Source organism: Agromyces capsici (assembly GCF_058349965.1).
Genome location: NZ_JBYRET010000001.1, coordinates 829,283 through 851,377 on the forward strand (window position 1 = coordinate 829,283; position 22,095 = coordinate 851,377).

Below are 22,095 nucleotides of genomic sequence, written 5' to 3' on the forward strand. Positions count from 1 at the left end.
CTCGGGACCGACCGGCGCCCGCGGCGACGGTGCGATCCGCGCCACCCGTGCGATCCGTGCGATCCGCGCGCCAGCAGCGAAGGGACGAGCGATGCAGCGACTGACCGTGGACTTCATCATCTCGCTGGACGGCTACGGTGCAGCCAAGGGTTGGCCGGGCTGGTGGGGCATGGAGAGCCCGGAGTACCTGGAGTGGCTCGAGCAGTCACCCGAGAAGGACAACCCGATCCTGATGGGCTCGACGACCTACCGCCTGATGTCGACCCTCGCCGAGTCGGGCGAGCCAGGCACCGACATGCTGGACGGGGTGCCGAAGGTCGTGTTCTCCTCCACCCTGACCGAGCCGCTCGCGTGGGCGAACAGCACGCTCGTCACGACGGATGCTGTGACCGCCGTGCGTGCGATGAAGCAGGACTCCGACCGTCCGCTGCGGACGCTCGGGAGCGTGTCGCTGTGCCGCTCGCTGCTGCGGGCGGGGCTCGTCGACCTCTACCGCGTGGTCGTGTTCCCCGTCATCACCGGCGAGAGTGGAACGGACCGCATCTTCGACGGCTATCCCGACGTCCGGCTCGAGATGGCCGGGAGCCGGACGTTCCAGGGAGGCCTGCAACTGCTCGAGTACGTGCCGACGGTGCTCGACGCCCCACCCGGGCACGCGCCGCAGGGGTGACGCGCGCGGGCCGCGCCGGCGATCCGGCCGGAGAGTCGGCGACCCTCACCCCTTCGCGCCGTTGGGCGCCTTCGCGTAGTGGTCTGGCGTGACGGTGAGCTCGGCCTGCCCGGCGGTGATCGAGCGCAGGTCCAGCACGTACCGGGTGAGCTCGGCCTCCGGGACGTGGGCGACCACGCGGGCCCGACCGTCCTCGGCCGACTCCGTCGCGTGCACGCGACCGCGACGACCCGAGAGGTCGGTCAGCACCGCACCCTGCAGGTCGTTCGGCACGGTCACCGTCACCGACGAGATCGGCTCGAGCACGACGGTGCCCGCCTCGGCGAGCGCCGCCTTCACGCCGATCGACGCGGCCGTGCGGAACGCCATCTCCGACGAGTCGACCGAGTGCGCCTTGCCGTCGAGGAGCTCGACGCGCACGTCGACGACCGGATGCCCCTGCGGCCCCCCGGCCGTGAGCGCATCCCGCGCTCCGCGCTCGACGGCGGCGATGTACTGCCTCGGCACCGCACCGCCCGTCACCGAGTCGACGAACTCGAACCCCTCGCCCGACGCCAGCGGCGAGAGCCGCAGCTGCACGACCGCGAACTGGCCGTGGCCGCCCGACTGCTTCTTGAGCTTGCCCTCGACCTGCGCCGACCCCGCGATCGTCTCGCGGTACGCGACCGGTGCGGGGCCCGTCGTGACGTGCACGCCGAACACGCGCGCCAGTCGTTCGACCGCCACCGCGACGTGGGTGTCGCCGAGCCCCCGCAGGATCGTCTTGTCGCCTGCGCGGTCGACGACGAGCGTCGGATCCTCGGCGACGAGGCGGGCGAGCGAGAGCGAGAGCTTCTCGTCGTCGGACTGCGAGGCCGGCTCGAGCGTCACCGCGAACACGGGCGCACGCGACGGCAGCGTCGCCGGCCGCGCGGTCCCGTTCGGGCGCGACCACAACAGCGAACCGGATGGCGAGCCCGCGAGCTTCGCGACGGCGCCGACGTCGCCCGCCGCGAGTGTGCCCGCCGTGAGGTGCTCCGCACCGCGGAGGCGGAACAGCCCGTGGATGCGCTCGTCGACCCCCGTCGTCGCGTTGCGGAGCTTGTCGCCCGTGCGGAGCGTGCCCGACAGCACCTTCAGCATCGACACCTGCCCGACGAACGGGTCGGCCACCGTGCGGAACACGTGCACGAGGACCTCCCCGTCGGGGTTCGGCGCGACTCGCAGCTCGCTGCCGCCGCCCTCCTCGACCGACCCGCCGACGATGATCCGCCCGTCGTGGTCCAGCGCCGACGGCGACAGCTCGCACACGAGGTCGGCGACGCGATCCACGCCAGTGCCCGTCACGCCCGAGCACACGAGCACCGGCACGGCCTCGCCGCCCGCGATCTCGGCCGCGAGCGTGCGCTCGAGCTCGCGCACCGGCGGCTCGTTGCCCTCGAGGTACGCCTCGAGCTGCGCATCGTCGTGCGAGACGATGTCCTCCGTCACGTCGACGTGCATCTGGTGCTCCTCGGCCTGCGCCTCGGCCGGCAGCGGTTCGTCGTGGTGGCGTCCGGAGTCGTCGTAGACGAGCGCCTGCTCGCTCAGCACGTCGGCGATCGCGTGGAACGCCTGCTCCTCGCCGAGCGGCAGCTCGAGCGGCCAGAGGTGCTCGCCGAACGCGGCGCGGAGCTCCGCGAGCACGCGACGGAAGTCGGCGCGCGCCTTGTCCTCCTGCGTCACGACGACCACGCGCGGCACACCCGCCGCCTCGGCGGCCGCCCAGACGAACCGGGTCCCCGCGGTCACGCCGTCGACCGCGCTCACCACGACCAGCGCGACATCCGCCACCGACAGCGCCGCATCGACGCCGCCCACGAAGTCGGGATGCCCCGGCGCATCGGCCAGCGTGACGCCGTAGGCGACGCCGTCGGGCCCTGTCCAGTCGAGGTACGCGAGCGAGAGCCCGAGGGTCGTGCCTCGCGCGATCTCCTCGGGCTCATGGTCGCAGACGGTGTTGCCCTGCTCCACGGTGCCGACCCTCGGGATGGCACCGGCCCGATGCAGCAGCGCCTCAGCGAGGGTGGTCTTGCCGGAACCCGCCGCGCCCACCAGGGCGATGGTCCGGTGGGTGGCGTTCGGTGCCGAGTTCATTGGGCCTCCCGCGACGTTGCGGATCTCCGTCAGTCCATCCATCCTGACCCCGTCGCGCCCGGAACGCCAGAGGGCGGAGGTCCCAACGACACGCGGATCCGCGAACCGCGCCGCGCACGGGTCCCGGCACGACGCCGTCGGCGACTACCCGACCGACGCGCGCCGCTCGGCGACCAGCGCCCGGGTCTCGGGCACCACGCGTGCCGCCAGGTCGGCGATGAACGCCTCGTCGTCGCCGGTGACGACGAACGTGTCGATGCCGTGCCGGGTCGCGAGGTCGGCGAGCACGTCGGGCCGGGCCTCCCGCGGCCCGACGTTCAGCAGGCGGCGGATGGCGCGTGGCTCGCGCCCGGCGACCCGTGCCGCCGCGTCGATCACGGCGTGGCCCGCGTCCAGCGCCTCCGCACCGCCCTCGAGCCGGCCGAGCGAGGGCACCCATCCGTCGGCCGCACGCCCGACCAGCCGGAGCCCCTTCGGCTTCAGCACGCCGAGCCAGATCGGGATCGGTCGCTGCACCGGCGCGGGCCCGCGCTTGGCCCCGCGGATCGGGAATTGCCGATGGTCGAGGAACACCCCGCCCGCGGCATCCGTGTCGAGCAGTTCGCGGATCACCGTGATCGCCTCGGCGAGCGCGTCGCCCGACTCGGCGGGCGTCCGGTCGGGGGCGCCCATCGCGACGGCCGCCTGCGCGAAGCCGCCCGCACCGAGCGCGAGCACCACCCGCCCGCCGGTGAGCAGGTCGAGGGATGCCGCAGCGCGGGCGAGCACGGCCGGCGGGCGCAGCAGCAGGTTGTGCACGTTCGCCGAGATCCGGATGCGGCTCGTGCGCGCGCCGACCCACGACATGAGCGTCCACGTGTCGAGGAAGCGCGGCTGGTACGGGTGGTCCTGGAACGTGGCGAACTCGAGGCCCGCCGCCTCGGTCGCGAGGACGAGCGAGACCGTGCGCTCCGGATCGAGCGCCGACGGCGTGATGAAGGTGCCGAACTCGAGGGGGCGGCCGTAGTCGGGCATGCGCCAACGCTACGCGCCGCGCGCGTCGCGGGGCATCCCGGGTCTCAGGGCGTGCCCCCGCCGCTGGCCGGCGCCGCGGGCTCGGCCGCGCCGGTCGGGACCGTGGGCGCGAAGTGCCGCAGGAACCAGTCCCGCGCGAGGATCGCGACCTCCGCGAGCGTGCCCTCCTCCTCGAAGAGGTGGGTCGCCCCGGGGACGATCGCGACCTCGCACGGCGCGACGAGGCGAGCCTGCGCCCACCGGTTCAGCTCGATCACCTGGTGGTCGGCACCGCCCACGATGAGCAGGGTCGGTGCGCGCACCGCCCCCAGTCGCTCGCCCGCCAGGTCGGGGCGCCCGCCGCGGGACACGACCGCGGCGATGTCGGCGCCCGGCTCTGCGGCCGCCCAGAGTGCGGCGCCGCCGCCGGTGCTCGCGCCGAAGTACCCGACCGGGAGGCCGGCCGCGCCCGGTCGCTCGCTCAGCCACTCCACGGCCGACACGAGTCGCGCCGCCAGCAGCGGGATGTCGAACACGTTGGCGCGGTCGTGCTCCTCGCGAGGCAGCAGCAGGTCGAGCAGGAGCGTGCCGAGCCCCGCGCGCTGCAGCGCCTCGGCGACGAGCCGGTTGCGCGGGCTGTGCCGGCTGCTGCCGCTGCCGTGCGCGAACACCACGAAGCCCGTCGGCGCCTCGGGCACGTGCAGGTCCGCGGCGAGACGGAGGCCCTCGTGCGGAATCTCGACCTCGGCCCACCTGACCGTCCGAGCGGGCCGCCACGGTTCGCCCGCGAGTCGCCGCTCCGCGGCATCCAGCAGGAGGATGACCTCCTCGTCGCTCGTCGGCGAGAAGTCGTCGTACGCCTGCCCGACCGCGTGGAACCACTCGGGCGAGGTCGCGCACACGACCTCGTTCGCCGACGGCACGCGGGATGCGGCATCCGTCGGCCCCACCGGGATCGCGAGCACCACGCGATGCGCGCCCAGCGACCGGGCGACGCGGCACGCGACCTCGGCCGTCGAGCCCGTCGCCAGCCCGTCGTCGACGACGATCGCGGTGCGCCCCGCGAGCGACCGCGGCCGCGACCCACGGCGCAGGAGGGCGACGCGACGATCGAGCGTCGCCCGCTCGTGCCGCTCGACCTTCGAGAGCTCCGCGATCGACACGCCCGCGCGCCCGACGAGGTCGGAGTTGACGACGCGGACGCCGCCCTCGCCGATCGCGCCCATCGCGACCTCGGGCTGGAACGGCAGGCCCAGCTTGCGCACCACGATCACGTCGAGCGGCACCCCCAGGCCCTCGGCGACGATCGCCGCGACGGGCACGCCGCCGCGTGGAAGGCCCAGCACCACGGCGTCCTCGCCGCGGAGGTGATCGAGGCGGCTCAGGAGCTGGACCGCCGCATCGGCTCGATCCCGGAACACGATTCCAGCGTTCGCCCGGAGGGGCCGCGACGCGAGAGTCATAGGTCCCCTGACGAGCCAGCCCCGTCGGCGCTGGGCCCCGTCGGCGCTGGTCCGCAGGTGCCCGAGACGCGCCGCCGTCGCGGCCCGGGTGACCTTGGGCCCGGAGGTCACGGTGCCATCCGCTGCACGCTGCTGGCAGGAGGACGGCGCGATCGACGGAGGGGGCGCATGCGCGAGGTCGATGCATGGATCACGCGGGGTGACGGCATGCTCGAGTCGGCGCGGCTGCCCGTGCCCGAACCGGTCGGCGACGAGCTCGTGGTCGACGTGCTCGCGTGCGGGGTGTGCCGAACCGACCTGCACGTCATCGACGGCGAGCTCGCGCCGCATCGCTCGCCGGTCGTGCCGGGGCACCAGGTGGTCGGCCGCGTCGCCGCGATCGGGCCCGGCGTGCGACGGACCCGCGTCGGCGACCTGGTCGGCATCGCATGGCTGCGCTCGACGTGCGGCACCTGCCCGTGGTGCCGGTCGGGCCGCGAGAACCTCTGCCCCGACGCGACGTTCACCGGCTGGGACGCCGACGGCGGATACGCCTCGGTCGCGACCGTGCCGGAGTCGTTCGCGTACGCGCTCCCGGCCGACGTCGACCCGGTCGCGGTCGCGCCCCTGCTCTGCGCGGGCATCATCGGGTATCGCGCGCTTCGCCGCGCGAACCTGCCGCCCGGCGGCCATCTCGGCATCTACGGGTTCGGCTCGAGCGCCCACCTCACCGCGCGGCTCGCGATGGCGTCGGGCGCGACCGTCTCGGCGATGACGCGCGGCGAGGCCAACCGGGCGCTCGCGCGCGAGCTCGGGGCCGCGTTCGTCGGCGACGAACGCGCGACGCCGCCCGAGCCGCTCGACGCGGCGATCGTCTTCGCCCCCGCGGGCGAGCTCGTGCCGGTCGCGCTCGAGGCGACCGCGCGCGGCGGCACGGTCGTGCTCGCCGGCATCCACATGACCGATGTGCCCGCCATGACGTACGGCGACCACCTGTTCCTCGAGCGTGACCTCCGCACGGTGACGGCGAACACCCGCGCCGACGGCGACGAGTTCCTGCGGCTCGCGCACCGGCTGGGCCTTCGTCCGTCCACGACGACCTACCCGTTCGAGCGGGCACCCGAGGCGGTCGACGCGCTGCTGCGCGGCGGCGCGTCGGGGTCGCTCGTGCTGGTGCGCGACGTCTGACGCACGCGTTGCGCGGCGGGGCCACGGGATAGCGTGGAGGGGTGAAGATCGTCGTGCTCGCCGGAGGGGTCGGAGGCGCACGGTTCGTGCGCGGGCTGCGGGCGGCGTGCGCACGTCGATGGCCGGCGACCGGGTCGGATGGCGCCGAGGCCACGACGCCGGACGCCGGCACCGCGACCTCCGCCGACGTCACGGTCGTCGTGAACACGGGCGACGACCTCTGGCTCGCCGGGGTTCGGCTCATGCCCGACTTCGACTCGCTGCTGTACGCGCTCGCGGGCGTGAACGACACCGAGCGCGGCTGGGGACGCGCCGGCGAGACCGAGCGCGTCGCGGCCGAGCTCCGCGAGTGGGGCGTGGGATGGCCGTGGTTTACGCTCGGCGACCTCGACCTCGGCACCCACCTCGCGCGCACCTCGTGGCTGCGCGAGGGCCTCACGCCCACGCGGGTCGGCGAGCGACTGCAGCGGCGCTGGCCGCTCGGCGTACGGCTGACCCCGGCGACCGACACCGAGGTCGACACGTACGTGCGGATCGACCCGGCACTGCCCGAGGCGGAGGGGCGCGACGAGCTGCACTTCCAGGAGTGGTGGACGCGGCACCGCGCGTCCATCCCCGCGCTCGGGTTCGCGCAGCGGAACCTCGCCGCCGCCCGCCCGGCGCCCGGCGTCGAGGCCGCGATCGCGGACGCCGACGTGGTCCTGCTCGCCCCGTCGAACCCGGTCGTGTCGATCGGCACGATCCTCGCCGTCCCGGGCATGCGCGAGGCGCTCGCGGCGACGCCGGCGCCCGTCGTCGGCGTCTCACCGATCATCGGCGGCCGCGTGGTGCGCGGCATGGCCGACGCCTGCCTGTCGGCGATCGGCGTGGCGACGGATGCCGCGGCCGTCGCGCTGCACTACGGCGCGCGCCGCCGCTCCGACGCCGACCCCGCCGCGACCGGAGGCCTGCTCGACGGCTGGCTCGTCGACGAGGCGGACGCGGCCGCGGTGCCCGGACTGGACGCGGCCGGGATCGCCGCGGCATCCGTCCCGCTCTGGATGAACGACCTCGACCACGCGGCCGCGCTCGCCGGCGACGCGCTCGACCTCGCGGTGCGCCTGCGGGCCGAAGGCTGACCAGCACGCCGACCGATCGCGCGCAGCGACACCGCCCATTGCAGGCCGTACCCGATCACGAACACCAGCAGAGTGAAGATCAGCGCCATCGCCGCCCCCTGGTCGGGCGCGTAGAGCTGGGCCGACCGCGGGTTGATCATCGCGTACATGTAGACCGACAGGGGTCGGGATTCCGGCGTCGCCAGGAAGGCCGGAATCGTGAACTCGTTCGTGCCGAGGATGAACATCTGGATCCAGACGGCGAACACGGTCGGCATCAGCAGGGGCACGACGACGCGCTGGAATCCCTCCATCTGGCTCGCCCCGCTGACGAGCGCCGCCTCCTCGAGTTCCTTCCGGATCTGCAGCGTCGCGCTGTACCCGGCCCGGTAGGCGATCGACACCCGGTACGAGTACGCGATGACGAGTGCGGCGATCGTGCCGGCCAGGGGGATCACCGGGTTGATCACCATGAAGGTGAGGAACATCGCGAATCCGGCGATGACGGTCGGGATCGCCACCGACGACGATGCGAAGAGGTCGACGGCCTTCGTCCGCGCGGTCGACCGGCTCCGAGCGATCCCGTAGGCGAGCACCGTCGCGGCGACGCAGGCGATGGTCGCGCTCCCGCCCGCGATGACCAACGTGCGCCCGAGCGAGGCCCAGAACTCCCCGTCGCCCAGCACCGCTCCGAAGGCACTGAAGTGCGTCTGCTCGGCGAGGGCCGGGAACGAGAACGCGATCGGGTACGGCGTGATGGCGGCCCAGAACAGGGCGAACAGCGGGAGGATGGCCGTCAGGAGCACGAAGACGGCGATCGCGGCGAGCACCGGGATGCGCCAGGGCCCCAGCCGCATGGTCGTGGGGCGGAACCCCTTGCCCGAGACCGAGGCGCGTCGCTCGGCGTTCCGGGTCGCCCGGAGGTAGATCACGAAGGCGATCGTGGTGATGACGAGGAACACGCACCCCCATGCGGCTGCCAGCCCGTACTGCGGCAGCTCGCCCGCGTCGGCGCTGATCAACGTCCAGAGCTTCAGCGCGAAGATCGACTGACCCGAGTCCTGCCCGAACAGCAGCGGGATCTCCAGGCTGCCGAGCCCGAGGATGAAGGTCAGCACGGTCACGCCGAGCAGGCCGGGCCACAGCATCGGAAGCGTGACGCGCCTGAGGGTCTGCGCCCAGGACGCTCCGGACACCCGGGCGGATTCCTCGAGCGATCCGTCCATGTTCGTGAGGATGGGGACGATCATCAGGTAGGGGAACGTCACGTTGGTCAGTGACTGGATCACGATCATCGTCGAGAACGCATACGGGTCGATCGTGACCGCCTCCATCCCCGGAACGGCGTGGAGGAGCTGGTTGAGCACCCCCGACTGCGGCGAGAGCATCAGGAGGTAGGCCTGTGCCTTGACGATCGGCGGGATGATGAACGGCACGATGACGAGCACGGAGATCACGCGCCGGAACCGGACATCCGTTCGGACCGTCGCCCAGGCGAGCCCGAACGCGATCAGGAGCGAGAGCAGCGTCGATCCGCCGACGAACGCCGCCGTCGATCCGAGCACCGCCCAGAAGTCCTCGCGCAGTTCCCACAGCGTGACGAAGTTGTCCACCGACCATCGCGCCGACGAGACGCCGAACGGCAGGAACGGACCACGGAACGCCGTGACGACCTGCACGACCAGGGGGATCGCGAGGAGGAGGAAGATCACCGCGCCGGCGATGATCGTCGCGACCTTCATCGCGGTCGGGCGTGTGCGCTCGGCCTTCGTGGTCCGTCCTGCCTGGAACATCGGCTAGCCGTTCAGGGCTTCGTCGGCGGCGGTGATCATGGCGATCCACTCGTCGCGGGTCTCGACCGTCTCGGTGCCCGACCCGTTCTCGAGACCTTGCAGCAGTGCGTCGGCGTTGGTCTTCATCAGGCCGGTCGCCTGCTCGAAGAGCGCGGACGGCAGGCCCGCGTAGGGCACCTGGGTCGTCGAGAACCGCTCATCGGTCATCCGCAGCTCGAGCCACTCGGGGTCGAAGGCGTTCCAGAGCGACCACAGCATCGCACCGGACGGGTTCTCCGCGTCGACGTTCACCCCGGAGAACTGAGCGAACACGCCGGAGTGCTCGAACGGCGAGACGGCGAGGCTGGGGTTCGGGTTGAACAGCGTCTGGTTCAGCGCCACGGGGACGTCTCCGCTCGACAGCGGCGCGTTCTGGTCCTCGAGCACCACGAGGTTGCCCGACGACGTCAGCTCGCCGATGAGGTCGACCATGGCCGCCTCGCCTTCGGCCATGCCGTAGCCCGAGAAGACGATCGGGTTGTAGTTCGCGATCGAGACCTTGCCCTGGTACGCCGGGTCCAGGAGGCCGTCGAGCGTGGCGGGCACCTCGATCTCGTCGACGTTGTGCTGCATGAGCGAGCCGTTGATGCTGTCGGGCAGCATCTCGGGAGCGCCGATCGTGAGGAACTCCTCGGGCACGCCGAACGCCTTCCAGTCGACGTCCGCCCAGTAGCCCTCGTCGGTCATGGCGGCCGCGGAGACGAGCGAGCCCGACAGGACGTCGGTGTTGCGCGCTCCCGTCGCCTCGGCCGAGATGACCGCGGAGGAGAGGTTGTAGGTGAGGCCCCGGGTCTCGATCGTCAGGTCGGGGTAGCGCTCGGTGAACTCGGCGATCACCTCGGGCGCGAGCTCGTACCAGTCCCAGACCACGATCCGTCCGCCGTCGGTCTCCTTGGCCGTCTCGTAGAGGGCGTCCATCTGGCGGTCGATCTCGGGCCAGAAGTCCTCGTAGAAGTTCTCGCAGCGGGTGATGGCGCCGACCTCGACGGCGTCGCAGGCGGCCGCCTGTGCGCCGCCGCCGTCGGGCTCGATCGGCACCGGCGCCGCCGATCCGGTGGAACTGCATGAGCTCAGCAGGAGCATTCCTGCCGCCGCGAGGGCGATGGGTACTCCGCGTGCGGTTCGTGATTGCATGATCCGGATGTCCTCTCTGACGTGGATCTGTCTCTTCTCGGGGGGATGGTGCGGCTCAGGCCGTCAGCACGCGACACGCGCTCGGCGCGAGCTCGACGTGGAGCGTGCTGCCCGTGGACGGCGCGTTCAGGGGGGCGCCGCGCGCGACGAGGCGGCCGGCGACCGTGTCACCGCTGAGGACCTCGACCTCGTACTCGACGATCTCGCCGAGGAACTCCACGCGGACCACGCGGGCGGGCAGCACGTTCGGACGATCGGGCGCGACCTCGTGCCAGCGCACGCTCTCGGGTCGGAAGGTCATGGTGACCTGCTCGCCGCGTCCGACGCCGGCGGGGCAGGGCGTGGTCAGCCGGGTCCCGAACGCCTCGACGAGTGCGTCTCCGTGCTCGTCGCGGTCGCGGACGACGGCGGCGATCAGGTTGACCCGACCCACGAAGTCCGCGACGAATCGCTCCGCGGGCTGGAAGTACAGCTCACGCGGCGTGGCCTCCTGCACGATGCGGCCCTGGTTCATCACTGCGACGCGGTCCGACATCGACAGCGCCTCGGACTGGTCGTGCGTCACGTACAGCGCGGTGATGCCGAGGCGTTGCTGCAGACTGCGCAGCTCGTTGCGCATGGTGTCGCGCAGCTTGGCGTCCAGGTTGCTGAGCGGTTCGTCCAGGAGCAGCAGCCGGGGGCGGTGCGCCAGCGCACGAGCGAGGGCGAGGCGCTGCTGCTGTCCGCCCGAGAGCGCCGTCGCCGGCCGGTCCGCGAAGCCGTCGAGCTGGACGAGCTCCAGCGCCTCCATCGCGCGCGTGCGGGCCTCGCGCTTCGAGACCTTGCCCGAGGACACCTGCAGGGGGAAGACGGCGTTGGCGAACACCGTCATGTGCGGCCAGATCGCGTAGTTCTGGAACACCATGCCGACGTCGCGCTTGTCGGGCGAGACGTGCTCGCTTCCGGTGGAGAGCACCCTCCCGTCGAGGGTGATCCGTCCACCGTTGCTGTCCTCGAGGCCGGCGACGCAGCGGAGCGTGGTCGTCTTCCCGCAGCCGGACGGGCCCAGCAGCGAGGTGAACATCCCGGGTTCGATCGTGAAGGTGACGCCCTTGACGACCTGGACCTGCGTGCCGTCGAGGTCGTAGTGCTTCTCCAGGCCGTCGACGACGAGGCGTCCGCCGCCGACCCCTTGGCGAAGTTTGTATTCTGGATCCATTAACTCGCTCCAATGCGATGCAGACGGACGGTCGATCCGATGGGTGGCTACCGGTCGGAGGCCGTGACGGACAGGTCGGATGCGGCGGCGTCCGCGTGCGTCTCCTCGCCCCAGGCCACCGTCACCCTCGGCTTCGCGAAGAGCAGGACGACGACCGCGCACAGCCCGAAGGCCGCGACGGAGAGCCAGAGCGATTGCGACATCGCCGCCGAGAACCCCGCATCGACCGCGATCGACGGCGCACCGGCCGGATCGCCGACGAGGGCGTCGGACGCCGCCGCGTCGAAGCCGGGCAGCTCGGCCGCGAGCCTCGCGTTCATCAGCGCGGCGATCGCCGCCGAGCCGAGCACGGATCCGACCTGACGGGTCATCGTGTACACGCCGGAGCCGGCGCCGGCACGCGCAGGCGGCAGGTTCCGCGTCGCGGTCGAGGCGAGCGGAGCGAAGACGCCCGACATGCCGAGGCCGAGCAGCGCCGATGGCAGCAGGAGGAGCCCGAGCGCGACATCCGGGGTGATCAGCACCATGTACCAGCCGAGTGCGAGTGCGACGATCGAGAGCCCGGTGAACGCGATCCACTTCGGATCGACCCGGTCGCTGAGGCGCCCGACGAGCGGGGCCATGACGCCCGAGACGACCGCCATCGGGACGAGCATGAGCGCACCCCCGGTCGGCGTGAGGTCGCGCGCGACCTGGTAGTAGAACGCGAGCGGAAGCGGCATCGCGACGATGCCGAGGCCGACGATGGCGATCGCGAGGTTGGAAAGCGCGAAGTTGCGATCCCGGAACAGCTCGAGCGGCAGCAGGGGTTCAGCCCGGTTGAACGCCTGCCATGCGACGAACATCGCGAGCACGACGATCCCGGTGAGGATCACCCCCCAGACGGTGATCGGGCCGACGATGGTGCCCCAGCCGAACGTTGCACCCTCCTGGATGCCGAACGCGACGAGGAACATGCCGACCGCGCTGAGCACGACGCCGAGCCAGTCGAAGCGGCGGACGTGCGTCTCGAGGTGCGGCACGAACCGCCAGGCGAGGGCGAACGCCGCGACGCCGACCGGCAGGTTCACCAGGAAGATCCACTCCCAGCCGAACGCGTCGACCAGCACGCCGCCGAGGATGGGACCGACGAGCATGGCGACGCCCGCGACGGCCCCCCACAGGCCCATGGCCGCACCGCGCCGGCCGGGCGGGAAGATGCGCGTGATGACCGCCATCGTCTGCGGCGTCATGAGGGCGGCGCCGAGACCCTGCGCCGCACGGGCGGAGATGAGCATGCCGATATCGGACGAGAGCCCGCACCAGAGCGAGGCGAGCGTGAAGATCACCAGGCCGGCGAGGTAGACGCGCTTCGGACCGAAGCGATCGCCGAGCCGTCCGGTGATCAGGAGCGGCACGGCGTACGCGAGCAGGTACGCGCTCGTCACCCAGATCACCGCGGTGAGGTCGGTGTCGAGGTCGCGGAGGATCGCCGGATTGGCGATCGTCACGATGTTCGTGTCGACCAGGATCATGAAGAAGCCCAGGACGAGCGCCCAGAGCGCGGGCCAGGGCCTCGCATGCGTGTTCATGGCGTCGGCACGCCGACGACGGGCTCGCCCAGGAGCGGCGTGGAGACGGCGTAGATCCCGTGGTTGGCGAACACCCAGATGAGGTTGCGGTCCCATTCGACGAAGATGCCGTGCACGGGCGCCGCGAGGTCGTCGTCGTCCTTCAGGCCCATCGGCGGCACGAAGTACGCCCCGACCTTCGGGTCCTCCGGGTCGCGCACGTCGAAGATCTGCAGCCCCGCCGCGTAGAACGCATAGGGGATGACGCCCCCGTGGGGCGTACCCGTGTTGATGAAGTAGCCGGACCGCTTCGGCCCGAACGAACCGCGTCGCTGCGCCCAGTCGGTGAACGGCGCCGCTGCGGGCGGCATCGGACGGGGCATCGTCCGCACGACCCGCGGGTTCGCCGGGTCGCTCACGTCGACCTGGTAGATCTCCTTGGCGGGCTCGTAGCAGTCGGTGTTCATCGGGTAGCCGGAGACGTAGACGTAACCGGTCGCCTCGACCTGGGTGGTGTCGACGTTGTCACCCTCCGTGCCGGCGACGCTCACCGGCAGGTCGCACCATCCGACGTGGTGGATGTTCTCGGGGTCCGAGACGTCGAGGACGAAGAACCCCTGGCCGCCCTGTGCGGCGTACCCGTACTTCCAGCCGGACTCGACGGAACGCGGCATGAAGATACCCATGCGCGAGCCGAACCACGAGGTCCGGTTGTTCCAGCGGTCGTTCACCGCGAGGTAGGACGAGTCCGCCTCCTCGCCGACACGGGTGCCCGGCACCCACCAGGTCGAGAGGTGCACCGGGTTCGCCGGGTCGGAGACGTCGTACGCCGCGTGCCCCGCCGCCCAGAGCGTGGTCTTGTAGGGCTGGTTGACGAACGTGTTGTCCGGGGCGGTCGCCACGAAGAGGTACCGGTCGCCGTAGTAGAGCGGCAGGTCGAGCACGCCGTTGCCCTCCTGGATCTCGTCGGGCCCGTGGTTCGGGTCGGTCGAGACCTCGGTCAGCAGCCTCCAGTCGCGCGGCGTGGGGCCGTTCACCTCGAAGACGCGGAATCCGCGCAGGCCCTCCCACTCGAGGAGCTGTCCCTCGACGGTCGGGTCGGTCCACTTGTTCGCCACGCGGCCGTTGAGGAAGTACCGGGGGGTCTCGTTGGCCTGGATGGCGATGTGCTTCCCGAGCTTCTCGTTCCACTGGATCGTGACCGCACCGAAGCTCGGCCCGCTCCACGGGAGCGTCTCCTCGTCGACGACGACGAGTGCGCGAGGGTCGGTGATGTCGTAGACGTTCCATCGGTTCCCGCCGCCGTAGTGCAGCATGTACCGGCGGTCGTCCCAGTCGTAGATCGCCTGCCACGAGTGGCTGGTGTTGACGACGATCGGATAGAACGCCTCGGCGGTCGTGTTCAGCGTGTAGGTCTCGGGGTCGCGGTAGGGCAGCTGGCCGGGCCAGTCGATGAAGACGTCGCGGGGGACCGAGGGCGTGTGGGCCGGCGGCAGGAACGAGCCGTCGGGCTGCATGCCCCAGCTCGACGGATCGGGGTCGATCGGTTCGCCGGCGACGCGTTCGAAGTCCTCGGGACGATACTTCTTCGCGTCGGGAACGTAGGGAGAGCCGGCCATGTCGCCTCCATCGGCAGCGGGGACTGAGTTCGTGCCGACGGGGGGGCGTCGACGTTCTCAGCGTCATCGGGCCGAGCGATGCTGTCCAATATCAATACGGGTCGCAGCTATGACCGAACGGACATATCAGCCGAACGTGCCCGATTCCGTGCGCGCGTACTCGCGCTCGAGTTCGGCGAGCCGCTCGCCCTCTCGGCGCAGGTGCACGAGCAGGGCGGCCGCCGCCGGCGACGGCGCCCGATCCTTGGGCAGCGTGACGCCGACCGAGCGGCGGATGGAGCTCAGAGGTGTCGGCAGGATCCGGAGCTCCCGGTCGTCGACCGCGATGAACATCGGCAGCGCCGCGATGACGTCGGTCGAGACGAGCAGGTTGCGCAGCGTCAGCATGGACGTGCACTCGACACGGTCGGCCGGGAGCGGCACGCCCTCGTGGAAGAAGACCGCCTCGAGCTCGGCCCGCAGTGCGGTCTGCGCCACGGGGAAGATCCACGGGTAGGCGATCAGCCCGGCGAGCGAGTTCGCCTTCGAGCCGCCGAGCACCGGGTGCCCCGCGCGCGCGACGAGCCGGATCGGCTCCTGGTGCAGTCGTTCCTGTTCGAGCCGGACGGGCACCGTCGGCGAGAGCCGGCCGACCGTGAGGTCGAGGTCGCCCGCGAGGAGCCACTGCTGGAGCGCGTCGGGCGTGCCCTCCCGCACGATCACGGTGAGCTTGGGGTGCTCGGCCTTGAGGCCGGCGATCGCCCGGGGCAGCAGCAGGTTCGAGCCGGCGAGGTGGGTGCCCACCGAGACCGTGCCGAGGTGTCCGGCCTGCATCAGCCGGACCTCCTCGCCGGCGGCACGCAGCTCGGCCAGGACCGAGCGCGCACGATCGATGAACGACCGCCCGTACGCGGTCGGGGTGACGCCCCGGGGCATCCGCTCGAACAGCGGCACCCCCAGCACCTCCTCGACCTCGCGGAGTCCGCGGGTGACGACCGGCTGGGTGATGTGCAGCGACTCCGCGGCTCGGACGAGAGTGCCCTCGTCGGCGATGGCGGTGACGAGGACGAGGTGCCGGATCTTGAGCCGGCCGTCGAGGAGGCGATCGGTGGCCATGCCCGGACTATAGCCGTACGGACATGGCAGCGCAGCAAGAGGGCATTTGTCGGCATCCCACCGCGTTCCTAGCCTGAGCCCATGCCCTCCGAGACGATGACGCCGCCGGCCCCGGCTCCGATGCCGACCCGAGCGCCCCGCACGATCAGGAACATGATCGGCGGCGCACCCGTCGACGGTGTCGGCGCCTTCGCGAAGGTCGACCCGGTCGACGGCACGATCATCGCCGAGGTGCACGAGGCCGGGCCGGAGCAGGTCGACCGCGCCGTCGCGGCCGCGCGTGCCGCGCTCGACGGCCCCTGGGGCCGGATGTCCGTCGCGGATCGAGCCCGGGTGATGCGCCGCGTCGCGGACGCGATCGACCGGCGCGCCGAGGAGCTCGTGGCTGCCGAGGTCGGCGACACCGGCAAGCCCGAGGCCCTCGCCCGGGACCTCGACGTGGCCCGCGCGGCCGCGAACTTCCGTTCGTTCGCCGACACCGTGTCGGCGGCCGGTCTCGACTCGTACCTGACCGAACTGCCCGACGGCCGGCGAGCGCTCAACTACGCCGTCCGCGCACCCCTCGGGGTCGTCGCGGTGGTCGTGCCCTGGAACCTGCCGTTGCTGCTGCTCACGTGGAAGCTCGCCCCCGCCCTCGCCGCCGGCAATACGGTGGTCGTCAAGCCGTCGGAGGAGACGCCCTCCTCGGCGACGCTGCTCGCCGAGATCCTCGACGAGGCCGGGGTCCCCGCCGGCGTGGTGAACGTCGTGCACGGCTTCGGCGCCGGTTCCGCCGGCGAGCTGCTCACGAGCCATCCGGGCATCGACGGGATCACGTTCACCGGAGCGTCCTCGACCGGCTCGGCCATCATGCGAGCCGCCTCGCCGCGAGTGCGGCCGGTCTCCTTCGAGCTCGGCGGCAAGAACGCCGCGGTCGTCTTCGCCGACGCCGACCTCGACGCGGCGATCGCGGGCCTGGCCCGCTCGACGTACCTGAACACCGGTCAGGTGTGCCTGTGCACCGAGCGCATCTACGTCGAGCGGCGGGTGTTCGACGAGGTCGCCTCCGGCCTGGCCGAGCGGGCCGGCCGCCTCCGCCTCGGCCGACCCCAGGACCCCGCGACGACCACCGGGCCGCTCATCTCCCAGGCGCACCGCGAGAAGGTCCGCTCGTACTTCGACCTCGCGATCGAGGAGGGGGCCACCGTGCTCGCCGGCGGCAGCGTCCCCGACCTCGGCGACGGCCTGGACGGCGGGTCGTGGATCGAGCCGACGCTGTGGACGGGCCTCGACAACTCGCATCGCACCGTCCGCGAGGAGATCTTCGGGCCGGTCGCCGCGCTCATCCCGTTCGACACCGAGGAGGAGGCGATCGCCCTCGCGAACGACACCGACTACGGGCTCGCCGCCGTCACGTGGACCACCGACCTCGCCCGCGGCCACCGCGTCGCGCAGCGCATGCGCGTCGGCATGTCGTGGGTGAACACCTGGTACCTGCGCGACCTCCGCAGCCCGTTCGGCGGGGTCGGGCTCTCGGGCATCGGCCGCGAGGGCGGGCACCACTCGCTCGCCTTCTACACCGAGCCGACGAACGTGTGCGTGCAGCTGTGAGCGCGACGACCCCCGTCGACCGCGCGGCGCGCGACGCGGACGCCCGCCTCCGGCTCGCCGCCGAGACCCGCACCGCCTGCGCACCCGTGCGCGACCTCATCGGCGACCTCGACGAGGATGCCGCGTACGCCGTGCAGTCGCTCGGCGTCGCCCGGCGCCTCGCCGACGGCCGGCGCATCGTCGGGCGCAAGATCGGCCTGACCTCGCCCGCGGTGCAGGCGCAGTTCGGCGTCCGCACGCCCGACTACGGCGTGCTCTTCGACGACATGGTCGCCGCGGACCGCGAGCCGCTCTCGCTCGAGCGGTTCATCCAGCCCCGCATCGAGGCCGAGGTCGCCTTCGTGCTCGGGCGCGACCTCGCGTCCCCGTCGACGCACGTGGCGGAGGTGCTGCGTGCGACCGAGTTCGTGCTGCCGGCGATCGAGATCGTCGATTCGAGGATCGCCGACTGGGACATCCGCATCACCGACACCATCGCCGACAACGCCTCGAGCGGGGCGGTCGTGCTCGGCACCACCCCTCGCACGCTCGACGGGCTCGACCTCGCGGAGGTCGGCATGAGCCTCGAGCGCGACGGCGACCCCCTCTCGACCGGGTCGGGTGCCGCGTGCCTCGGCAGCCCGGTCGTCGCGGTCGCCTGGCTGGCCCGCGCGGTCGCCCGCCACGGGCGGCCGCTGCGCGCCGGCGAGGTGGTCCTCTCAGGCGCCCTCGGCCCGATGGTCGCGGCGAGCGCGGGCGTGTACCGCGCTCGCCTCGACGGCCTCGGCGAGGTGCGCGCCGATCTCGTCGCGTCCGCCTCGTCCCGAGGCGACGCCCCTTCGGAAGGAGCTGCGGCATGACCGTCGGCATCGCCATCATCGGCTCGGGCAACATCGGCACCGACCTCCTGATCAAGGTCGCACGTCGCTCCGACACGCTGCGCGTCGCCGCGATGGCCGGGATCGACCCGCACTCCGACGGGCTCGCCCGTGCGCGACGGCTGGGGGTCGCGACGACGCACGAGGGCGTCGACGGCCTGGTCGCGATGCCCGAGTTCGACGACGTCGAGCTGGTCTTCGACGCGACCTCCGCCGGCGCGCACTCCCGCAACGACGCCGTCGTGCGCGACCGGGGGCGGCTCATGGTCGATCTCACGCCCGCCGCGATCGGGCCCTACGTGGTCCCCGTCGTGAACCTCGACGACCACCTCGGGGCGACGAACGTCAACATGGTGACCTGCGGCGGCCAGGCGACCGTGCCGATGGTGGCGGCCGTGTCGCGCGTCACCCCGGTCGCGTACGCCGAGATCGTCGCGTCGATCGCGTCGAGGTCGGCGGGGCCGGGCACGCGGGCGAACATCGACGAGTTCACCCGGACCACTGCCCGGGCGATCGAGGCGATCGGCGGGGCGGAGCGCGGCAAGGCCATCATCGTGCTGAACCCGGCCGACCCGCCGCTCATCATGCGCGACACCGTGTTCTGCCTCGTGGAGGGCGACGTGGACGAGACCGCCGTACGCGACTCGGTCGCCGCGATGATCGCCGAGGTGCAGGGCTACGTCGGCGGCTACCGGCTCACGCAGGACATGCAGTTCGACGGGGTCGACGAGACGTTCGTCCCCGCGCTGGGCCGCTCCTTCCGCGGCACCCGGATCACGATCCTCCTCGAGGTCGCGGGCGCGGGGCACTACCTTCCGGAGTACGCCGGCAACCTCGACATCATGACCTCGGCCGCCCTTCGCACCGCCGAACGGCTGGTCTCCGTCCGAACGGAGGTTCCCGCATGACCGCCGCGACCCCCCGCGTGTACGTGCAGGACGTCACCCTGCGCGACGGCATGCACGCCGTCGCCCACCGGTACGCGCTCGACGACGTGCGCGAGATCGCCCGGGCCCTCGACGCCGCCGGCGTCGACGCCATCGAGGTGGCGCACGGCGACGGCCTCGGCGGCTCGAGCGTCGCCTACGGCCACGGTGCGCACACCGACTGGGAGTGGATCGAGGCGGCCGCCTCGGTGCTCGAGCGCGCGAAGCTGACGACGCTGATCCTTCCGGGCATCGGCACCATCGACGACCTGGCCAGGGCGCACGAGCTCGGCGTGCGGAGCGTGCGGGTCGCGACGCACTGCACCGAGGCCGACGTCGCCGCCCAGCACGTCGGCTGGGCGCGAGAGCACGGCATGGATGTCTCGGGGTTCCTCATGATGAGCCACATGAACGATCCACGCGGCCTCGCCGAGCAGGCGAGGCTCATGGAGTCGTACGGCGCCCACTGCGTCTACGTCACCGATTCGGGAGGCCGCCTCACGATGCGCGACGTCGCCGAGCGCGTCGACGCGTACCGCGAGGTGCTCGACCCATCGACGGAGATCGGCATCCACGCGCACGAGAACCTCTCGCTGAGCGTCGCGAACAGCGTCACCGCGGTCGAGCACGGGGCGACCCGGGTCGACGCCTCGCTCGCGGGACAGGGCGCTGGAGCGGGGAACTGCCCGATCGAGGCGTTCGTCGCGGTCGCCGACCTGTCCGGCTGGCAGCACGGGTGCGACCTCTTCGCGCTGCAGGATGGCGCGGAGGAGCTCGTCCGCCCGCTGCAGCGTCGGCCCGTCCGGGTCGATCGCGAGACGCTCACCCTCGGCTACGCCGGGGTCTACTCGAGCTTCCTCCTCCATGCCGAGCGCGCGGCGGGCCGGTACGGGCTCGATCCCCGCGACATCCTCGTCGAACTCGGTCGCCGCGGTATGGTCGGCGGCCAGGAGGACCTGATCGTCGACGTGGCGCTCGACCTCGTCGGCGCGCGCGACGCGGCGCAGGCCGAGGGGGCGGCGTGACCGCCGCCGCGGCGTTCGCCGCCGCGCTCGACCGGGCCCAGCGCACGGCGTCGCCCATCGCCCAGCTCGCCTCCGAGGCACCGATCGGCCTCGACCGGGCCTATGCGACGCAGCACGCGCTCATCGCGCGCCGGCTCGCACGCGGCGAGCGCGTGGTCGGCCTCAAGCTCGGCTTCACGAGCCGCGCGAAGGCGCAGCAGATGGGCGTCGACGACGTGATCATCGGCACGCTCACCGATGCGATGCGCCTCGACGACGGGGGGCGGTTCGATCGCCGCTCGGCGATCCACGCCCGGGTCGAGCCCGAGGTCGCCTTCCTGCTCGGCTCGGACCTCGACGGCGACGTCGACCCCGCGTCCGCGGTCGCGGCCGTGGCCCCGGCGCTCGAGGTCATCGACTCGCGGTACCGCGACTTCCGCTTCAGCCTCGACGACGTCGTGGCCGACAACACCTCGGCCGCCGCGTTCGCGGTCGGACCGTGGCGGCGCCCGGCCGAGGTCGGGCCGCTCGACAACCGCGCCGTGCGCCTCGAGCTCGACGGCCGCCTCGCGCAGACGGGGTCCACCGCCGCGATCCTGGGCGACCCGCAGCGCGCTCTGGGTGCGGCCCAGCGGCTCGCGACCGCGCACGGCTCCGCGCTTCGCGCCGGGATGGTGCTGCTCGCGGGAGCGGCGACGGTCGCGGTGCCGCTGGACCGGCCCGGCCTCGTCGAGGCGGCGATCTCCGGGCTCGGCAGCATCGCATTGCACGTCGAGGATCATGAGGAGGACCCCCGATGACCGAACGCCGAGGCATCATCGTCGCCGGCGCGGCGACCCCGCGCGGGCGCTTCCCGCACGCGAAGGCCTCCGGCGACCTCGTCTTCGTGTCCGGCACCTCGAGTCGCCGGCCCGACGACTCGATCGAGGGCGCCGCCGTCGACGAGTCCGGCACGACGCGGCTCGACATCGCCGCGCAGACGCGCGCGGTCATCGAGAACCTCCGCGAGGTGCTCGCCGCCGCCGGATGCGGGCTGGACGACCTGGTGCAGGCGACGAGCTACCTCGTCGACATGAACGACTTCGCGGGGTACAACGCGGTCTGGGCCGAGTACTTCGACGAGCAGGGGCCGGCCCGCACGACTGTGGCGGTGCACGCCCTGCCCCACCCGCACCTGCGCATCGAGATCCAGGCGATCGCGAGGCGCCCGGGCCGGACCGCCGACCCGACCATCACCCCCACTCCCGAGGAGGACCAATGAGCACCATGCCACCCGTCATCGACTTCGCCGCGTGGATCGAGGAGCACGAGCACCTGCTGAAGCCGCCGGTCAACAACAAGCAGGCCTGGCAGCCGATCGGCGACTTCATCGTGCAGGTCGTCGGCGGCCCGAACCAGCGCACCGACTACCACTTCGACCCCTACGAGGAGTGGTTCTACCAGTACCGGGGCAACATGCACGTCAACGTCATGACGGAGGACGGCCCCCAGCGGATCGACATCCGCGAGGGCGAGATGTGGCTGCTGCCCGGCAACGTCTACCACTCCCCCCAGCGTCCGGAGGCCGGCTCGATCGGCATCGTCATCGAGCGCATCCGCGAGGAGGGCACGCTCGAGAAGTTCGCATGGTTCTGCCCGAACTGCGACACCAAGGTGCACGAGGTCGAGCTGCAGGTCCGCGACATCGTCGAGGACCTGCCGCCCGTGTTCCGCGAGTTCTACGAGAGCGAAGAGGGTCGCACCTGCCCGAACTGCGGCACGGTCCACCCCGGCAAGGGCTGACCC

The 22,095-nt window shown here is 72.2% G+C and carries 18 protein-coding genes and 1 pseudogene; 10 read left to right on the forward strand and 9 right to left on the reverse strand.

What is annotated here, in order from left to right; genetic code table 11:
- Positions 1 to 91 precede the first annotated feature (91 nt).
- Positions 92 to 670, forward strand: a complete 579-nt coding sequence (locus AC3RKB_RS04105; RefSeq protein WP_491434705.1) for a dihydrofolate reductase family protein — start codon at positions 92 to 94, stop codon at positions 668 to 670.
- Between the two features lie 45 nt (positions 671 to 715).
- On the opposite strand, the gene AC3RKB_RS04110 is transcribed toward AC3RKB_RS04105, so the two are convergent.
- The 3 genes from AC3RKB_RS04110 to AC3RKB_RS04120 all read right to left on the reverse strand — a co-directional run bounded on the left by AC3RKB_RS04110 (position 716) and on the right by AC3RKB_RS04120 (position 5,199).
- Positions 716 to 2,785, reverse strand: coding sequence for an elongation factor G (locus AC3RKB_RS04110; RefSeq protein ID WP_491434706.1), 2,070 nt, complete (start codon positions 2,783 to 2,785; stop codon positions 716 to 718).
- Between the two features lie 144 nt (positions 2,786 to 2,929).
- Positions 2,930 to 3,799, reverse strand: a complete 870-nt coding sequence (locus tag AC3RKB_RS04115) for an LLM class flavin-dependent oxidoreductase (RefSeq protein WP_491434707.1) — start codon at positions 3,797 to 3,799, stop codon at positions 2,930 to 2,932.
- A gap of 44 nt (positions 3,800 to 3,843) precedes the next feature.
- Complete coding sequence (locus AC3RKB_RS04120) at positions 3,844 to 5,199, reverse strand: phosphoribosyltransferase family protein (RefSeq protein WP_491434708.1); 1,356 nt, start codon at positions 5,197 to 5,199, stop codon at positions 3,844 to 3,846.
- Positions 5,200 to 5,409: 210 nt separating this feature from the next.
- On the opposite strand from AC3RKB_RS04120, the gene AC3RKB_RS04125 reads away from it, so the two are divergent.
- Entirely contained in the window at positions 5,410 to 6,408 is a 999-nt protein-coding gene (locus tag AC3RKB_RS04125; RefSeq protein WP_491434709.1) for a zinc-dependent alcohol dehydrogenase family protein, read from the forward strand.
- Positions 6,409 to 6,449: 41 nt separating this feature from the next.
- Positions 6,450 to 7,526, forward strand: coding sequence for a 2-phospho-L-lactate transferase (gene cofD, locus AC3RKB_RS04130; RefSeq protein ID WP_491434710.1), 1,077 nt, complete (start codon positions 6,450 to 6,452; stop codon positions 7,524 to 7,526).
- A 50-nt stretch (positions 7,527 to 7,576) separates the two neighbouring features.
- Here the strand turns inward: cofD and AC3RKB_RS04135 are convergent.
- The 6 genes and pseudogenes from AC3RKB_RS04135 to AC3RKB_RS04160 all read right to left on the reverse strand — a co-directional run.
- A pseudogene (locus tag AC3RKB_RS04135) lies at positions 7,577 to 9,298 on the reverse strand (ABC transporter permease); the annotation flags it as partial.
- 3 nt (positions 9,299 to 9,301) lie between these two features.
- Complete coding sequence (locus AC3RKB_RS04140) at positions 9,302 to 10,471, reverse strand: hypothetical protein (protein WP_491434711.1); 1,170 nt, start codon at positions 10,469 to 10,471, stop codon at positions 9,302 to 9,304.
- 55 nt (positions 10,472 to 10,526) lie between these two features.
- Positions 10,527 to 11,669, reverse strand: coding sequence for an ABC transporter ATP-binding protein (locus AC3RKB_RS04145; RefSeq protein WP_491434712.1), 1,143 nt, complete (start codon positions 11,667 to 11,669; stop codon positions 10,527 to 10,529).
- A 47-nt stretch (positions 11,670 to 11,716) separates the two neighbouring features.
- Positions 11,717 to 13,240, reverse strand: a complete 1,524-nt coding sequence (locus AC3RKB_RS04150) for a DHA2 family efflux MFS transporter permease subunit (protein ID WP_491434713.1) — start codon at positions 13,238 to 13,240, stop codon at positions 11,717 to 11,719.
- Positions 13,237 to 14,838 carry an LVIVD repeat-containing protein gene (locus AC3RKB_RS04155; RefSeq protein WP_491434714.1) on the reverse strand — a complete coding sequence of 534 codons (1,602 nt, stop codon included), beginning with the start codon at positions 14,836 to 14,838 and terminating at the stop codon, positions 13,237 to 13,239. The genes AC3RKB_RS04150 and AC3RKB_RS04155 overlap by 4 nt, the downstream gene beginning before the upstream one ends.
- 126 nt (positions 14,839 to 14,964) lie before the next feature.
- Positions 14,965 to 15,933 (reverse strand): LysR substrate-binding domain-containing protein, encoded by a 969-nt coding sequence (locus AC3RKB_RS04160; RefSeq protein WP_491434715.1) that lies wholly within the window; start codon positions 15,931 to 15,933, stop codon positions 14,965 to 14,967.
- Between the two features lie 81 nt (positions 15,934 to 16,014).
- Here AC3RKB_RS04160 and AC3RKB_RS04165 point away from each other — a divergent pair, with 81 nt between their 5' ends.
- Genes AC3RKB_RS04165 through AC3RKB_RS04195 form a run of 7 tightly spaced genes read left to right on the forward strand, consistent with a single transcriptional unit; the run spans position 16,015 to position 22,092 of the window.
- A complete protein-coding gene (locus AC3RKB_RS04165) occupies positions 16,015 to 17,523 on the forward strand; it encodes a 2-hydroxymuconic semialdehyde dehydrogenase (protein WP_491434716.1) in 1,509 nt (502 codons plus the stop codon).
- On the forward strand, positions 17,520 to 18,362 hold the full coding sequence (locus tag AC3RKB_RS04170) for a 2-keto-4-pentenoate hydratase (RefSeq protein WP_491434717.1): 843 nt from the start codon (positions 17,520 to 17,522) through the stop codon (positions 18,360 to 18,362). Before AC3RKB_RS04165 ends, AC3RKB_RS04170 begins: the two co-directional genes overlap by 4 nt.
- Positions 18,359 to 19,288, forward strand: coding sequence for an acetaldehyde dehydrogenase (acetylating) (locus AC3RKB_RS04175; protein ID WP_491434718.1), 930 nt, complete (start codon positions 18,359 to 18,361; stop codon positions 19,286 to 19,288). The genes AC3RKB_RS04170 and AC3RKB_RS04175 overlap by 4 nt, the downstream gene beginning before the upstream one ends.
- Entirely contained in the window at positions 19,285 to 20,331 is a 1,047-nt protein-coding gene (dmpG, locus tag AC3RKB_RS04180) for a 4-hydroxy-2-oxovalerate aldolase (RefSeq protein ID WP_491434719.1), read from the forward strand. Before AC3RKB_RS04175 ends, dmpG begins: the two co-directional genes overlap by 4 nt.
- The gene (locus AC3RKB_RS04185; RefSeq protein WP_491434720.1) at positions 20,328 to 21,110 is read left to right on the forward strand and encodes a 2-keto-4-pentenoate hydratase; all 783 of its coding nucleotides are present in this window, start codon (positions 20,328 to 20,330) and stop codon (positions 21,108 to 21,110) included. The genes dmpG and AC3RKB_RS04185 overlap by 4 nt, the downstream gene beginning before the upstream one ends.
- Positions 21,107 to 21,571 carry a RidA family protein gene (locus AC3RKB_RS04190; RefSeq protein WP_491434721.1) on the forward strand — a complete coding sequence of 155 codons (465 nt, stop codon included), beginning with the start codon at positions 21,107 to 21,109 and terminating at the stop codon, positions 21,569 to 21,571. The genes AC3RKB_RS04185 and AC3RKB_RS04190 overlap by 4 nt, the downstream gene beginning before the upstream one ends.
- Positions 21,568 to 22,092 carry a 3-hydroxyanthranilate 3,4-dioxygenase gene (locus tag AC3RKB_RS04195; protein WP_491434722.1) on the forward strand — a complete coding sequence of 175 codons (525 nt, stop codon included), beginning with the start codon at positions 21,568 to 21,570 and terminating at the stop codon, positions 22,090 to 22,092. Before AC3RKB_RS04190 ends, AC3RKB_RS04195 begins: the two co-directional genes overlap by 4 nt.
- Positions 22,093 to 22,095: the final 3 nt, after the last annotated feature.

Bases quoted from the DNA above. Each gene is read 5' to 3' on its own strand.
- AC3RKB_RS04105 (WP_491434705.1), top strand. From the start codon at position 92: ATGCAGCGACTGACCGTGGACTTCATCATCTCGCTGGACGGCTACGGT.
- AC3RKB_RS04110 (WP_491434706.1), bottom strand. From the start codon at position 2,785: ATGAACTCGGCACCGAACGCCACCCACCGGACCATCGCCCTGGTGGGC.
- AC3RKB_RS04115 (WP_491434707.1), bottom strand. From the start codon at position 3,799: ATGCCCGACTACGGCCGCCCCCTCGAGTTCGGCACCTTCATCACGCCG.
- AC3RKB_RS04125 (WP_491434709.1), top strand. From the start codon at position 5,410: ATGCGCGAGGTCGATGCATGGATCACGCGGGGTGACGGCATGCTCGAG.
- AC3RKB_RS04140 (WP_491434711.1), bottom strand. From the start codon at position 10,471: ATGCAATCACGAACCGCACGCGGAGTACCCATCGCCCTCGCGGCGGCA.
- AC3RKB_RS04145 (WP_491434712.1), bottom strand. From the start codon at position 11,669: ATGGATCCAGAATACAAACTTCGCCAAGGGGTCGGCGGCGGACGCCTC.
- AC3RKB_RS04150 (WP_491434713.1), bottom strand. From the start codon at position 13,240: ATGAACACGCATGCGAGGCCCTGGCCCGCGCTCTGGGCGCTCGTCCTG.
- AC3RKB_RS04155 (WP_491434714.1), bottom strand. From the start codon at position 14,838: ATGGCCGGCTCTCCCTACGTTCCCGACGCGAAGAAGTATCGTCCCGAG.
- AC3RKB_RS04160 (WP_491434715.1), bottom strand. From the start codon at position 15,933: ATGGCCACCGATCGCCTCCTCGACGGCCGGCTCAAGATCCGGCACCTC.
- AC3RKB_RS04165 (WP_491434716.1), top strand. From the start codon at position 16,015: ATGCCCTCCGAGACGATGACGCCGCCGGCCCCGGCTCCGATGCCGACC.
- AC3RKB_RS04175 (WP_491434718.1), top strand. From the start codon at position 18,359: ATGACCGTCGGCATCGCCATCATCGGCTCGGGCAACATCGGCACCGAC.
- dmpG (WP_491434719.1), top strand. From the start codon at position 19,285: ATGACCGCCGCGACCCCCCGCGTGTACGTGCAGGACGTCACCCTGCGC.
- AC3RKB_RS04190 (WP_491434721.1), top strand. From the start codon at position 21,107: ATGACCGAACGCCGAGGCATCATCGTCGCCGGCGCGGCGACCCCGCGC.
- AC3RKB_RS04195 (WP_491434722.1), top strand. From the start codon at position 21,568: ATGAGCACCATGCCACCCGTCATCGACTTCGCCGCGTGGATCGAGGAG.